Here is a 14,710-nt window from a genome sequence, read left to right as displayed (position 1 = left end):
AATGTGTATGTTTGGAACTTCTGCCCTTTTTTGGCCATAAAAATCACCCCTTAAAGTAAATGTTGCCCATTAGGGGGTTTTTCAACCTCTACTTTAAGGGGTGCAGTTCATTCATCCGATAGGTTTTATCGTATACCTAAAGCAATTTTCGCATAACGGGACATACGATCTTTAGACCAAGGTGGATTCCAAACAATATTTACGTCCACATCTTTTACTTCAGGAATATCACTCACAGCAGCTTTTACTTGATCCACAATGGTTCCTGCTAACGGACAACCCATAGACGTTAATGTCATGGTCACCGTCAATTTACCATCATCATCCATTTCAAGGTCGTATACTAAACCTAAGTTAACAATATCAATTCCTAGCTCTGGGTCAACCACTTGTTCTAACGCGCCCATAATGTTATCACGTAAATCTTGATCCACTGAACTTCCACTCCTTTCATTCCCATGTTAACAAATTAATATTTAGAAGAACAAAGATGTTGTCTTTTTCATGTTATACCCTTTTAAAGCACAAGTTAATCGACTTTTACTGAGGTAGATAATAAATGGGTTTGGAACCATGCCACCGTCTGTAAAACTCCTTCGCGAGTAACTTTATGACCGGCTGATGGATCACAGATAAATTTTAACAAACTTTCCGATGAACCCATTGCTTTTAACTGCTCATAAAAGCTAAAGGCTGGTTCATAAGGGACAACGTCATCTTTTTCCCCATGCCAAAACATTAATGGTCGCTTGTTCCATTTTTCAGGTTGTTGGCTGAAATCAAACTTCCTAATTTGGTCCCAAAAAGCTTCTTCCTCTTCTTTTGTAAGCGGAAGTTCAATCCCCTTTTGTTTTAAGTAGTCCATTTGCATTTTTGCAAATTGTTCATAAGTTGGTGTTCCCATTAAGCTAACCGCGGCTTGAATCCAATCGTATTGAGTTAGTGCACCAAGTGTCACAATTCCCCCCATGGAAGTGCCGGCTACACCGATACGCTCTTCATCAATGAAGCCTTTATGAACATAAACATCTTTCCATTCTTTCAGTTCATGAATCGTTTGTATGACAATATTCCAAAATTGAAAATTCAGTTCTTGTTCTGTAAACCCGGCGGACCGCTCACCATGATAAAGGCAATCCGGTAAGAACACACGAAACCCTTCTTCGGCTAAAAGATAAGCATAATGTAAATTATGTTCTTTTGCACTTGTAAAGCCATGGATAAAAAAGATTGTTGGTAAGCATTCAGTCCAGTGTTGCTGATTCGCAACATGCAGTAATGGCTTTCCGTTGATGACTTCTTTTGTTACACCAATCACGTAAACTCTCTCCCTATTTACATGTTTTACTTCATCTTATCCTATTTTTGGTATAATGTACATGTAAATACTCCTTAAATATTTTGTTAACGATATAGACCTTGTAGGCACCATTCGATACACTTACGGTACAAAAAGAAATTTTAAAATGAAATCGAGGAGACAGTATGGGGAAAAATACTCATTTAATCGTACTTGATTTAGATGGAACATTGCTGAAGGATGATAAGACCATTTCCGCCAAAACAAAAGTAACGATTCAAAAAGCAAAAGAAAATGGACATCTAGTCATGATTGCTACCGGAAGACCGTACCGAGCTAGCGAAATGTATTACCGTGAGCTCGGATTAACCACTCCTATTGTGAATTTTAATGGAGCTTTTGTACACCATCCGCTACATAACGATTGGGGGATGTTCCACCATCCTTTATCGATTGACATAACGAAAGAAATCGTTGATGCGTGCCATCAATTTAATTTCCATAATATTATTGCTGAAGTGATGGATGAAGTATACTTCCATTATCATGACGAGAAGCTTTTAGACATTTTTAGCCTGGGAAATCCAACGATTACAACTGGGGATTTGCGAAAGTTTTTACAAGACTCTCCAACTTGTTTACTTATTCATGCTTCGGAAAAAGATGTGACATCCATTCGCGAACATTTAAACAAAGTCCATGCAGAAGTTATCGACCACCGGCGTTGGGCTGCTCCTTGGCATGTCATCGAGATCGTAAAATCAGGACTTAATAAAGCAGTTGGAATTAAAAAAGTGGCTGATTACTACGGAATTCCAAAAGAGCGAATTATTGCCTTTGGTGACGAAGACAATGATTTAGAAATGATTGAGTATGCAGGAATTGGGGTGGCGATGGGAAATGGAATTGCACCATTAAAAGCTATTGCAAACGAGATAACAGGTACGAATGAAGAAGATGGAATCGCTAATTTTTTACAATCATACTTACATTTAAAGTAAACGAAGGACATTCCCATTATTTAACCATATTGAATTTTTTTTGACGAACCATACTAATAAATGAACGCTTCAAACAAGTGTTCAAGATCATCTTTAGGTGGTGATTCGCATGGGCAAAAACAATAAATCGAAACGTTTTGTACAACAAAGTAAAAACACTGTCAAGAAACACGATGAACGAATCCCTTATTATATTTCCTATGCTGAAGCAGAAGCTAAGAAAATGGCTAGCGTTCACGAGTCCTCTTTAGGAGGCATATAAGAATGGGGAATCAGCTTTTTCAACAAGCCCGAAATTTAACTGAACAAGCAAAAAGAGCTGCGTCTACTGAAGACAAATCGTTGAAACAATCGGCCACTGCTAAGGCTAAAAACGCTATGTCCTCTGCATTTGCCAATTCGACAATAGCGGAACAGCGCCAACTTCGAGAAATGCAAAACGAATTAGAGTCACTTTAAAAGGAATTCCCCCAATTTCCTGTTTGCCTGAACACACCATTATTTACACATGCTTAGAATATGCAAAAAACGGCGAAGGGCAACCTTTCGCCGTTTTACTTATTTGGTAACGGAATGGCCGTTTCATTTATTATCGTTCCATCTTCAATTTTTCGCTCGTATAAAACGAGCATCACATTCTTAAGCTTAGGGATTTTATCTTTTGAAAGAGTTATGGAAAAAGGACTCCAATTCGGAGCTTTTTTATTCACTTTAACAAGTGTTTCTTCCACAAAGACGTAATGTCCATCTTCCACTGTATAAAAAAACAGGCCCTCTTTTAAACATGCTTCTCCTTTAATGACCACATGTGTTCCGTTGTAATGAATCTGGATATTTCGAAAAGCTCCTGATTGTTTGGAAAATACGGAGGGAGCAAATAGAAGGACGGAGAGTAAACAGGCAATGATATACGGATTCCTCATCTTGGTTCCTCCTTTATGAGGATCTATCACTGTATAGTATGTACAACAACGTCAAAAATTAGTCCCTACGGAAAAATCCAAAAATGCCTGTTGTTTGAACAATATTGGTGAATGCGTGTGGGTCGACTTTTTGAATAATTTGTTTTAAAACTCCCTTACATACCTCTTTATTTTTACAGACAAAATCGTTACACTTATACTATCAAACGATAGGAAAAGGTGAAGTGTATGTCATTCCAATTATTCGCAGATAGTGCATGTGATTTACCATTATCTTTTTTTGAAGAACATCAAGTCACATTAATTCCACTCCGTGTGCATTTAAACGATCACGAGTATGAAGATATAAAAACGATTCAAAGTAAAGAAATTTTTGAGGCCATTCGTAATGGCATCGTGCCAAAAACGTCCCAAGCCTCTCCTCAATTGTTAATGGAGCTTTTTACTGACTTAGCCAAGAAAGGGGAAAAAGGACTCTATATTGCTTTTTCTTCCGAACTTTCTGGAACCTATCAAACAGCGGTTATGATCCGTGATCAAGTAAAGGAAGATTATCCTGATCTTGATTTAGACATTATCGATTCGAAATGTGCTTCCATTGGTTACGGTTTAGTTGTCCTACATGCCGCTAACCGTATAAAAGAAGGGGCTACGAAAGATGAAATTATAAAAGAAGTACAATTCCGCTGTCAACACATGGAACATATTTTTACCGTAGAAGATTTAGATTATTTAGCTAAAGGTGGACGTGTATCCAAAACATCCGCGGTTATCGGCGGCTTACTCAATATTAAACCGATCTTACATGTAGAAGACGGAAAATTAATTCCAATTGATAAAGTTCGCGGCCGAAAAAAACTGTTCCGTACAATCATCGAGCTCATGAAACAACGTGGAGACAAACTCGACCAACAACTCATCGGAATTAGTCATGGAGACGATGAAGAAAGCGCCCTACAATTAAAACAAATGATTCAAGATGAATTCGGCACGTCCAAATTTTATATCCAAATGATCGGTTCAGCTGTTGGGGCTCATGCCGGTCCAGGGACTCTTGCTGTTTTTTTCTTAAACCAAATGGATTAATGGATACCCCCTCCTATTTTGGGTACACTACAGAACGCAAGCACAAACTTGAGGAGGGGTCAAATGCCACATACATCCGATAATGATAAAAAAGCAAAGGACAATCAAGCGTTACGCCACGAAAAAAATATGGTACGGGAAAAAAATCGTCAAGCTGGAAAATGGCAATATTCGAAAAAAACCGATCACCTATAGGGACTACCCTATAGGTGATTTTTTTATTTTTGGCTCTGTTAAACGATACAGTTGATATTTATACATTTCGCTTGTGGCGGACGCTTTCCGCGGGCAAGGTGCAAGCCGCTTCCCTCGCAACGCTCAAGTAAGGGTCTTGCGGCTTCTTGTTCCCGCTGGAGTCGCCGCCGTGTGAATAACTTGCTAAAAATCAACAATGACATATAACATAGCCTTATTTTAAAAATGTGCCTTAGGATAGGGGGTATTCATCATCGAGTTTAGTAATGCAATTGTTGGAATGCTTCATGAATAGCGTTCAATCAGCACCACTCCCTTTCCTATCTTTAGACCATCTCTCTCTTTAATTGAACCTTTGTATTTTTCTACTCCTCTACAAAATGTCATTTCGATAAATAACTTCTACTCGTTCGTCACAATATAAAACAAACGTAAATAGAAAGGGTGTGTACATATGAATAATTCCAATACTCAAACCTTTCCCCCACAACATCAAGATCGTCAACCTGGCCGAGAATCGGAGATGAATCCGAAGCCGACGAGTTTTGTCGACTATGATCCAACGAAAGGAAAATTAGCTGGAAAGGTAGCTCTTATTACAGGAGGAGATAGCGGTATCGGAAAAGCAGCGGCCATTTATATGGCAAAAGAAGGGGCTGATATCGCCATTGTTTATTTTGATGAACATAACGATGCGAATGAAACTAAAACCATCATTGAAGGAATGGGGAAGCAATGTCTCCTTTTTTCCGGTGATATAGGGAGTGAAACGTTTTGTAAAGAGGTCGTTCAACAGACGGTGACTCATTATAGGAAGCTAAATATTCTTGTCAATAACGCCGCAGAGCAACATCCGCAGTCATCGATTGAGCAGATCTCCGCGCAACAATTAGAACGCACGTTTCGAACGAACTTTTTCTCCTATTTTTTTATGACAAAAGCCGCCGTTCCTCATTTAACAAATGGGGATGTTATTATCAATACGACATCGGTCACCGCCTATAAAGGGCACGAACAATTAATCGATTATTCGGCAACGAAGGGAGCCATCGTTACGTTTACTCGTTCATTAGCCCTTTCACTTATCTCTCAAGGTATTCGGGTGAACGGGATTGCTCCAGGGCCGATTTGGACTCCCCTCATCCCATCGACATTTCCAAGTGAACAAGTAGCGACATTTGGCAGTAATACTCCGATGAAGCGAGCGGGACAACCGTACGAACTTGGACCTGCTTTTGTCTTTTTAGCGAGCGAAGATTCTAGTTACATGACGGGACAAATTTTGCACATCAACGGCGGAGAGATTGTCAATGGGTAAAATTAATTCCTAACAAAAATAGAGTTGGGAATCAACCTCCTGATTCCCAACTCTATTTTTTCTTATGAAGTTTTACGCTTTCTTCTTTTTGTTACGATTATAATAAAAATAATAAATAAAATATAAACCGACGCTAAAGTAATAATAAACGGATAATTGATGCCAGTTTTATCTTCTAAAACATACACTTCCGCCGTTTCGCGGTCAAGAATAATCGTATACTCTCCGTCTTTGGAACGGACTAAATCTTCTAAAATCACTCCGCGCAATTCTTTATTATTTTCGAGTTGCTCCGCTGTTAATGTGACCGACTTCGATTGACTGGAATTATTGATAGCTACGACAACGGTTTGTCCATCGTATTCCCGCTTATAAACAGCCATCCCATTTCCATCAAATAAAACTTCAAACGTTCCTCTTGTTAAAGCCGGAAAGTTTTGTCGAATTTGTCCGAGGATAGAAACATAGTCAATTAATTCTTTATCCGCCCGGAAGCTCATAAAACGACGGTTGTCTGGGTCTTCCCCTCCATCTAACGCAATTTCGGAACCATAATACACAATCGGGATTTCAGGACCAGTAAACAAATACGTTAAGGCAAGTTTCCAGCGTGTACCTGGATATTGTTTTTCAAGGACGATATCCCTTGTAAAACGCGGTAGATCATGATTATCGAGAAACGCCCCCATTAAATACGGCTCTTCATAATATTGTTCATTTTGCGCCAGCTGATCAAAAATGGAGGTTAAAGGCACATCTGGTTTTGCAAATACGTTCCGTAATGGCTTGTTTAATGGATAATCAACAAACCCATCAATCCCGGCTTGTTCATATTGGCCAATATAACTAGGATCGTTCGACCAAACTTCCCCTAACAAGAAAAAGTCATCTTTTACGGCTTTCACTTCTTTCGAAAATTCTTTCCAAAATTCAATCGGTACATGCTTCACGGTGTCTAAACGATAGCCATCAATATCGGTTTCTTCAATCCACCACTTTGCTACGTCAATTAAATAATCCCGAACTTCTTCTTTTTCTTGCGCTAAATCAGGTAAACCAAAAATCCAACCTTGTTCGATTTCCTCTTGATTGTTCCAATTAATAATTTCTTTTTCTTCATGGAACCAATCTTTTTTTTCAGGATCGTCAAGCCATGGGTGATTCGGACCAACATGATTCACTACAAAATCGACAATCACTTTGATTCCACGAGCATGGGCTTCGTTTACTAGCTCTTTAAATTTGTCAATGGTACCAAAATGCTCTTCCGTATCATAAAAATCTTCGACCCAATATCCGTGATAGCCACCGTCCACGTTTTTCATAATCGGCGTGAGCCAAATCGCTGTAAATCCCATCTCCTGAATGTAATCCAACTGGTCAATAATTCCTTGAAAGTCTCCCCCTTGGTAAGCATACGGATCCTCTGTATTAACATTATAATCATTTGAACGATCACCATTATGAAAACGGTCAATCATAATAAAATAAATGCTCTCATCTCGCCAGTTCCGTTCCTCGTTAAGTTGTTGCGCAGAGGCCGGACTTGTTATACTGACGATTAAACAGGTGATAAACAACCAAATCAAACGTTTCACCCTATATTCCTCCTACCCGTATTGTCACTTCGTATTTAAGATTAGCTGTTTCCGAACGTGCCGTCAAACAAAAATCGGTAATAAATTCTCTTTTTCAGTTAAATCTCAAGCTATATACCACATTCCCCCAAAAAAAAACTGCCTCACTGGACAGTTTCGTACTTAACTTTCCACCAACTGAATATGATATTTTTCAAACCAGACATGGATTTGTCCAAAGTAAGCTAATAGTTGCGGACCAGTCATTAATTGTCCAAACCACGGCACTTGAATCGAACTTCCTTTTGATTGCACAAGATCTTGTAATTGCTTCTTATCAAACAATTCATATAAAACGGTTGACGAATTTTGTAAAATATCGTTTAACCATGATTGTACGAGTTGAGTATATTTCGGATGATGCGTTTTCGGATAGGGACTTTTCTTCCGATACAACACGTCTTCTGGTAAAATTCCTTCTAGTGCTTTTCGTAAAATTCCTTTCTCCCGGTTGCCGTACATTTTCCATTCCCATGGAATATTCCACACATATTCTACAAGACGGTGGTCAGCAAACGGGACGCGGACTTCTAAACTTGCTCCCATACTCATTCGATCTTTTCGGTCGAGTAACGTAGTCATAAACCAGATTATATTTAGATAGAATAATTCTTTTCGTTTCCGTTCGACTTCGGATTCATTATCTAGAATAGGGGTTTCATGTATCGTTTCATTAAATTTTTGTTGAATATAGTCCTGTAGCTTTAACTTTTGACTCCATTTATCGTTTAGCAACCGTTGTCTCTCGTTGACCGAACGCATCCACGGAAAACTATGATTATTCTCAGTCCCTACTTGATGAAACCACGGATAGCCACCAAAAATTTCATCAGCACATTCCCCTGAAAGGCTTACAACGAAATCCTTTTTTATTTCTCGGCAAAACCACAATAGGGACGAATCGACATCCGCCATTCCAGGTAAGTCGCGAACTTCGACCGCTTCTATGAGTTCTTTAAACAACTGTTCTTGAGAAATGACACAACGATGATGATTCGTTTGAAACGCTTGACTCATTAACTCAATCCAAGGTTGATCAGCATTTGGTTGAAATACATTCGATTGAAAATATTCATCATTGTTTTCGTAATCAATGGAATACGTATGAAGTGTTCCTTTTCCTTCCTCCTGAAATGTATTTGAAGCAATAGCGGTAATTGCACTGGAGTCGACTCCACCTGATAAAAATGTGCATAGCGGAACGTCCGATACAAGTTGCCTTTTCACTGAATCAGTTAATAAAAAGCGAACATGTTCAACCGTTTCTTCCAATGTATCCCGATGGTACTTGCTACGAACATTCCAATAACGCCACACCTTTACTCCTGTCGGCGAGACGGTCATCGCATGTGCTGGTCGCAGTTCTTCAATCCCAACAAACACACCTGTTCCTGGACTTCTTGAAGGACCTAACCCAAGCACTTCTGACAATCCGTTACGGTCCAGTTTGGGCTGTACCTCTTTATGTTGTAAAATCGCTTTAATTTCAGATCCAAACAAAACGTCGTTTCCTCGCACGCTATAAAATAAAGGTTTAACACCAAGACGATCACGCCCGATAAATACTTGACTTTTCTCTTCATCCCATATCGCAAAAGCAAAAATTCCATTTAAAAATTCCACGCATTTTTCACGCCACTCAATATAGCTTGTAAGCAAAACTTCTGTATCAGAATGACCGTTGAAAGAATATCCTTTAGTAAGGAGATCTTTCCGTAAATCTTCTGTATTGTACAATTCCCCATTATAACAAATAACGAACAATTTGTTATGATGGTGTTTCTCCATCGGTTGTTTTCCGCCGATTGGATCAACGACAATTAAACGCTTATGACCAAAAGCAACATGTTGATCAATAAAGTAGTTTGTATCATCAGGGCCACGCTTTGTTAATGTAGCGGTCATTCGTTGCAAATTGTCCATTTCATTCGTTAACACTCTTTTAAAATTAATCCATCCCGTAATTCCGCACAAAAAATCATCACCTCTTGTTTTTAGGTATGTGAACATGTTTCATCATATGCATTCGTCTAGAAATAGTTAATCATAGACAATGAAAAACCATCACATGATTGTATGAAATGGATGAAATTGGTCAAAAACATGGATAGACAGATTCGTAAGGAGAGAATCAGAAATGAATCATCAACAACGGTTACAACTAATTGAACACCAATCGAGAGCTTTTACTGAAGGAACCGTCGAATATATTAATGATGAGTGGATTTTTTTTGATGAAGAAGGGGACGAAGCGATTCTACTTAACCAATATGTAACCGAGGAAGTAGAAGTTTTACGTGCAAACAAATGGGTACGAGGAATTTTACAACAAGATGCAACGGTGCAACTAAAAGGAACAACGATCTCATTACAAGATAATGATCAACTCCGTATTCGAAAACACCTAATATACTCGTTAGAAATATTATTAGAAGAAATCGATGATGATGCCTTCATTCAATTTATCACCACTTTAAATTCAATGAATTTTTCTATCTATGATTGCATCTATTGTCATAACCATCTAGCCTATCTGCAAAATTATTCGATTAAGCAAGGATTCAATATATTGATTTTCGACAACTCGGAAAATGTATGTGCAGTCCATCATCATTTTAGTTATGGAAAGAAAAAGCAAGATCGTTTTGAATATACATTGAATACGGGCAAACGTATTGTCATTGAAAAATTTAATCGTAAATAGTTTTTTCCCCTAAGGTGTATGGTTATAAAAAAACGAATGACCTTCCTTTACTTAGGAAGCCATTCGTTTTTTTATTTTTCAATCGACTGCTTAGACCGATATAATTTTTGAAATTCGTTAAGAAAATCATTCGGCTTTAATGGCGGATAAATATAAAAACCTTGTCCGTATTGACAACCGCTTGCTTGTAATAATTCAAACTGATCTTTTGTTTCGATTCCTTCAGCGGTAATGGACATATCTAGTCCTTTCCCCATCATGATGATTGATTGTACAATGGCATAATCTTTTCGACTTTCTCCAATGTGTTGAATAAACGTTCGATCAATTTTTAAGTTATTGATCGACAAATTTTTTAAATAGTTTAAAGACGAATAACCAGTACCAAAATCGTCAATCGAGATTTTCACACCAATCTCTTGCAGTTGTTCAAACGTTTTGGTCGCGTGTTGAAAATCATCGATCATGACGCTTTCCGTTAACTCCAGCTGTAAATGATTTGGAGGTAGTTTTGTTTCGAGTAATGTCTCGTACACGATATCCGTAAAATAAAGCTGTTGGAACTGTTTCGCAGACACATTGACAGACACTGATAAATGATTATAGCCAGCGTCGTGCCATTGTTTTGTTTGCCGACAAGCTTCTTTAAGGACCCAGTTTCCAATTTCATTAATCATTCCTGTCTCTTCTGAAATCGGGATAAATTGGGCTGGAGAAATAGGCCCAAGTTTTGGGTGATGCCAGCGAATAAGAGCCTCGGCCCCTATCCATAAGTTTGTTTGAAAACAGACAATCGGTTGATATACAATCGATAAATGTTGTTCCTTTATCGCATTTCGTAATTCATTCTCTAATTGTACTCGTTGAACCATGTGTTCATACATTTCATGAGAGAAGAGGACGATTTCGTTTCGCCCGCTCTGTTTTGCTTTACTTAAGGCCACATCGGCATGTTTGAACAAGGTAACCGCATCATGAGCATCTTGTGGATACACGCTAACGCCAATACTGACTGTTATATATAACGTATGTTGCCCAACGTAGAACGGTTTTTGAACGACAGTAAAGATTTGTTCTCCAATGCTTAAAAGATCGTCTCGACTTCCAAATGAAGTGATGAAGATCGAAAACTTATCACTATGAAAGCGACCTAAAAAGGCATTCGTTGGTAAAGCGCTCTTAATTCGTTCACCAATCTGCCGTAAAAGTTCGTCCCCGGCAACATGTCCATACGTATCGTTTATAAATTTAAATCGATCTACATCTAAAAACATGACTGCACAGGCTTGGTGTTTCCCTCGTCCGATCGTGTTTTCCAATCGTTCTGTAAATTTGGTCCGATTTGGAAGACCGGTTTCCTTGTCATAATACGCTAATTGAACAATTCGTTCTTCATTTTTCCGCTGCACGGTAATATCCCGACCGACTCCGTATATACCGACGCATTTTCCGTTGATCGTTATTGGAATATTCTTGATTTGAAAAAGGGGCATGTCCCCTCGTTTCGTTGGGATATGTATATCATATACTTGCTCTATCCCTTTTTTCGCCCCGTAAAAATGCCGTTTCACTCGTGGAATGTCTTCTTTACGAATAAATTGAAGAGCAGATTTTCCGATAATCTCTTCTTCCCCATAACCGAAAGTATGAATGAATGTCGAATTGATACTAGTAAATCGTCCCTTTAAATCGGTGGAATAGATAAAATCTGTATTGTTGTCAAATAACGAACGATAATACTCTTCAGAAATAACCATGTTTTTATTTAGCGCATGAATATCATCCGCGGAAGCATTAATAAGATGAGTTAGCGCGATCATGGAATTTAACTCCGGAGTTAATACGAACGAAGGATCAAATTCTTTTTTCCTCTTCTTCACTTCCTTCGATTCCGAAATAGCAACATAAGTTAATGCCTGAGAAAGTAGTCTCGGAGGAGAGTTGTTATCGACTACAGCAATTTCCCCACATGAGAAAAAGCCGTTTACCGGAACGAGTTGCCGGAGAATCTGTAATTCTTGTTGAACGAGAGGGCGAAAGCTTTCTCTACGAGCTACACAATTATAAATAAATAGTGTCTCTACAGGAATTTGCATTAACTCTTTAACCGCCCGTTCCGACACTTCAATTATTTTTTCAAGATTCGGGAAAGCAATCGAAATACTTTCCCCTTCTTGTAATTTCATACTTAAGTATAGCGAGCCGTCAGGAGTAATTTCTTTAATAAACACAGGTCTCATTTCACCATTTCGTACAATAAAGAAAGGAAATTCCGAACCAAACGAAGGAAGTCGCTCCACAAAACGTGTTCCTAAATAACGGCGCAGAAAAGGAATTGGACGCTGATGTTCAATTCCCGATAACACATGTCCGTCTACTTTTGTCACTTTAAAGGACCTGCCAATTTGTTGCCATTGCTGATTAGCTAATGTATGTACGAATAAGTCTTTATTATTAATAGCAACCGCTACAACTCCTTGATTAGTTGCAGCATCCTTAGTAAACACCATTTCGCCATTATACTCTCCATTCGTACAAGCAACTCCACCGGCAACAATCACATCACTACATTCCGTGTAAAAACCGTCAAGCATGGATTGAAGATGTAATCCAGTATAGGTACAAAATATTAGAACGAGCTTTGTCTCTAATGAAATAAGGGACCTGGCTATCGCTTTTCCTATTTGTTCACTAGATTCATAGGACGCACAATCAAACATTTGTACATCGAGTTCTGTTTTTTCAAAAATGGTAAATGACAACCCGATTTTTTCTTCTACCATTTCCCCTGCCACGATTTCTCCAAACGATGTGCAACCGACAAAAACAGCTTGCGGAAGATGAGTTTTCATTAATTGTTGCAACTTAGGAATGAAATGCGTCTGTGACCGTCCAACAAATGCTTGTACTAAAATAGAAGGGTATAAGTCTAATTCATGATGTTCTATAAACGTTAGCAATTCTTCTTCGTTTTTATAGAAGCAACTAACTGTTTTTGCCATTTGATTCACCACTTCTTACTTTACTACTAAAAAAATACCATATTTTCTAATTGAAATATACTAAATTTATTGAAATTTACAGAACGGTTAGATATATTCATTGAAAGTAAATCTTAATAAAAATGCACCGAGTATCACTCGATGCTTTGTTTGGGTTATATTCACTATATTAGAAAAATTAAAACCCTAAAGGAAGCTTAAATCCTAAGAATAGTACAATCACAAAGACAATGAAAAATCCGATAAGCAATCCGTTAATATTTTTTCCTTTTCCTTTACGAATAAGCACCATTTCCATCAAGCCGATCAAAACGATGCCAAGCAATCCTTTCATTCCATAAAGCATATGATCGATGCTTGAATATAAGTAGAGTAAATAGCCTCCGGTTACCAATATAACAAGGTAAAGAGCTCTTAAAATCATTTGAACGATATTTGCCGCTCTATCCTTTTGTTGATTATGTAAGCTGATGCCAACAAAAAATAATATGATGGCTAATAACCATGCGGTAATATGGGCATGTGTCATGTATGTTCCTCCTTTTAGATTGCTACTTTATAAATTGCTACTTTTTTTATCATATCATATTTACTTTTTCCACTTGAACAAAAGTATTGACAGTTATTTAACAAGGTTGGATAACGTACCGATCTTTTCAATCGAAATATCAATTCGATCACCAGAAACTAAAAACTTTGGTGGCTGAAATCCTTTCCCAACCCCTGAAGGTGTTCCTGTCGCAATGATATCTCCTGGTTCTAATGTCATTCCTTTTGAAAGAATAGAAATAATTTGTTGAATGGAAAACAAACATTGTTCGGTTGAAGCAGATTGTCGTATCTCCCCATTTACTCTCGTTTCGATATGTAAGGCATTGGGATTTTCGATTTCGCTCGAATGGACAATCCATGGACCAATAGGACCGAACGTATCGAGACTCTTTCCAATAAAATATTGCTGATGGCGTTGTTGAAGATCCCTTGCTGTTACGTCATTGATTATCGTATAGCCAAAAACGTACTGGAGCGCTTCACTTTCTAAAATGTTTTTTCCTTTTTTCCCGATTACTACGGCTAATTCCCCTTCATAATCGACTTCGCTCGTGACCCCTTGATGCGCATCAATTGGTGTACAGTGACCAATAAGAGCTGTCGGATTTTTGGTAAATACAATTAATTCTTGCGGTATGTCCTGCTCACTTCCCATTTCAATCGCATGGTCCCGATAATTTTTTCCTACACACATCACATTTTTCCGAGGAATAACTGGAGGCAGCCATTGAATTTCACTGAGTGCATGTTGAGCGATGGTAGTATTTTGAAGCTGTTCACCATACAACATTAATTCGTTTACCCAGTGCAAAAATTCCTCTCCGTGCTGAATTCCTTCAAAAAGGGAAACGTAGGAACGTTCTGTATCTGCCTGTTGTTGTAATACTGTCAAATCCCAGACGATTCCTTGTTCGGGAATTGCGACTCCGTAATGAACTTCCTCTTCGACTAAAAATGAACAAAATTTCATTTCTCCCACCCCTATTGTACTA

Annotated in this window: 16 protein-coding genes and 1 pseudogene; 7 read left to right on the top strand and 10 right to left on the bottom strand. The window is 38.2% G+C overall.

Annotated elements, in window-relative coordinates; all coding sequences use genetic code 11:
- Window positions 1-125: 125 nt before the first annotated feature.
- Both H0Z31_11160 and H0Z31_11155 read right to left on the bottom strand, forming a co-directional pair.
- Complete coding sequence (locus tag H0Z31_11160) at window positions 126-434, bottom strand: metal-sulfur cluster assembly factor (protein ID MBO8177999.1); 309 nt, start codon at window positions 432-434, stop codon at window positions 126-128.
- A gap of 95 nt (window positions 435-529) precedes the next feature.
- Window positions 530-1,318, bottom strand: coding sequence for an alpha/beta fold hydrolase (locus H0Z31_11155; GenBank protein ID MBO8177998.1), 789 nt, complete (start codon window positions 1,316-1,318; stop codon window positions 530-532).
- Between the two features lie 167 nt (window positions 1,319-1,485).
- Here H0Z31_11155 and H0Z31_11150 point away from each other — a divergent pair, with 167 nt between their 5' ends.
- The 3 genes from H0Z31_11150 to H0Z31_11140 all read left to right on the top strand — a co-directional run bounded on the left by H0Z31_11150 (window position 1,486) and on the right by H0Z31_11140 (window position 2,760).
- Entirely contained in the window at window positions 1,486-2,301 is an 816-nt protein-coding gene (locus tag H0Z31_11150) for an HAD family phosphatase (GenBank protein ID MBO8177997.1), read from the top strand.
- 109 nt (window positions 2,302-2,410) lie between these two features.
- Window positions 2,411-2,563, top strand: coding sequence for a hypothetical protein (locus H0Z31_11145; GenBank protein ID MBO8177996.1), 153 nt, complete (start codon window positions 2,411-2,413; stop codon window positions 2,561-2,563).
- Between the two features lie 2 nt (window positions 2,564-2,565).
- Window positions 2,566-2,760, top strand: a complete 195-nt coding sequence (locus tag H0Z31_11140) for a DUF3813 domain-containing protein (GenBank protein ID MBO8177995.1) — start codon at window positions 2,566-2,568, stop codon at window positions 2,758-2,760.
- Window positions 2,761-2,855: 95 nt separating this feature from the next.
- Here H0Z31_11140 and H0Z31_11135 read toward each other — a convergent pair whose 3' ends face one another.
- Both H0Z31_11135 and H0Z31_11130 read right to left on the bottom strand, forming a co-directional pair.
- Window positions 2,856-3,224 (bottom strand): hypothetical protein, encoded by a 369-nt coding sequence (locus H0Z31_11135; protein ID MBO8177994.1) that lies wholly within the window; start codon window positions 3,222-3,224, stop codon window positions 2,856-2,858.
- Window positions 3,225-3,282: 58 nt separating this feature from the next.
- A pseudogene (locus tag H0Z31_11130) lies at window positions 3,283-3,372 on the bottom strand (DUF2179 domain-containing protein).
- Between the two features lie 80 nt (window positions 3,373-3,452).
- Between H0Z31_11130 and H0Z31_11125 the strand changes: the two are divergent.
- Together H0Z31_11125 and H0Z31_11120 are read left to right on the top strand one after the other, a co-directional pair.
- Window positions 3,453-4,310 carry a DegV family protein gene (locus H0Z31_11125; protein ID MBO8177993.1) on the top strand — a complete coding sequence of 286 codons (858 nt, stop codon included), beginning with the start codon at window positions 3,453-3,455 and terminating at the stop codon, window positions 4,308-4,310.
- Between the two features lie 63 nt (window positions 4,311-4,373).
- A complete protein-coding gene (locus tag H0Z31_11120; protein ID MBO8177992.1) occupies window positions 4,374-4,505 on the top strand; it encodes a DUF3941 domain-containing protein in 132 nt (43 codons plus the stop codon).
- Window positions 4,506-4,543: 38 nt separating this feature from the next.
- Here H0Z31_11120 and H0Z31_11115 read toward each other — a convergent pair whose 3' ends face one another.
- Window positions 4,544-4,708 carry a hypothetical protein gene (locus H0Z31_11115; GenBank protein MBO8177991.1) on the bottom strand — a complete coding sequence of 55 codons (165 nt, stop codon included), beginning with the start codon at window positions 4,706-4,708 and terminating at the stop codon, window positions 4,544-4,546.
- A 251-nt stretch (window positions 4,709-4,959) separates the two neighbouring features.
- Between H0Z31_11115 and H0Z31_11110 the strand changes: the two genes are divergently transcribed.
- Window positions 4,960-5,823, top strand: a complete 864-nt coding sequence (locus H0Z31_11110; protein MBO8177990.1) for an SDR family oxidoreductase — start codon at window positions 4,960-4,962, stop codon at window positions 5,821-5,823.
- Between the two features lie 62 nt (window positions 5,824-5,885).
- Here the strand turns inward: H0Z31_11110 and H0Z31_11105 are convergent, their stop codons facing one another.
- Together H0Z31_11105 and asnB are read right to left on the bottom strand one after the other, a co-directional pair.
- Window positions 5,886-7,304, bottom strand: coding sequence for an alpha-glucosidase C-terminal domain-containing protein (locus tag H0Z31_11105; protein ID MBO8177989.1), 1,419 nt, complete (start codon window positions 7,302-7,304; stop codon window positions 5,886-5,888).
- Window positions 7,305-7,583: 279 nt separating this feature from the next.
- Window positions 7,584-9,470, bottom strand: a complete 1,887-nt coding sequence (asnB, locus tag H0Z31_11100) for an asparagine synthase (glutamine-hydrolyzing) (protein MBO8177988.1) — start codon at window positions 9,468-9,470, stop codon at window positions 7,584-7,586.
- A 127-nt stretch (window positions 9,471-9,597) separates the two neighbouring features.
- On the opposite strand from asnB, the gene H0Z31_11095 reads away from it, so the two are divergent.
- A complete protein-coding gene (locus H0Z31_11095; GenBank protein ID MBO8177987.1) occupies window positions 9,598-10,164 on the top strand; it encodes a DUF2777 domain-containing protein in 567 nt (188 codons plus the stop codon).
- Window positions 10,165-10,235: 71 nt separating this feature from the next.
- Here the strand turns inward: H0Z31_11095 and H0Z31_11090 are convergent, their stop codons facing one another.
- The 3 genes from H0Z31_11090 to H0Z31_11080 form a co-directional block, all read right to left on the bottom strand.
- Window positions 10,236-13,166, bottom strand: coding sequence for an EAL domain-containing protein (locus H0Z31_11090; protein MBO8177986.1), 2,931 nt, complete (start codon window positions 13,164-13,166; stop codon window positions 10,236-10,238).
- Between the two features lie 178 nt (window positions 13,167-13,344).
- Window positions 13,345-13,695, bottom strand: coding sequence for a YisL family protein (locus H0Z31_11085; protein MBO8177985.1), 351 nt, complete (start codon window positions 13,693-13,695; stop codon window positions 13,345-13,347).
- A gap of 93 nt (window positions 13,696-13,788) precedes the next feature.
- Window positions 13,789-14,688 (bottom strand): fumarylacetoacetate hydrolase family protein, encoded by a 900-nt coding sequence (locus tag H0Z31_11080; protein ID MBO8177984.1) that lies wholly within the window; start codon window positions 14,686-14,688, stop codon window positions 13,789-13,791.
- Window positions 14,689-14,710: the final 22 nt, after the last annotated feature.

Origin of the sequence: Bacillus sp. (in: firmicutes) (assembly GCA_017656295.1) — a bacterium.
In the GTDB taxonomy this organism is placed as follows: domain Bacteria; phylum Bacillota; class Bacilli; order Bacillales; family JACDOC01; genus JACDOC01.
Note: the sequence above shows the minus strand (reverse complement) of the source record. Positions and strands in the feature narration are given on the sequence as shown.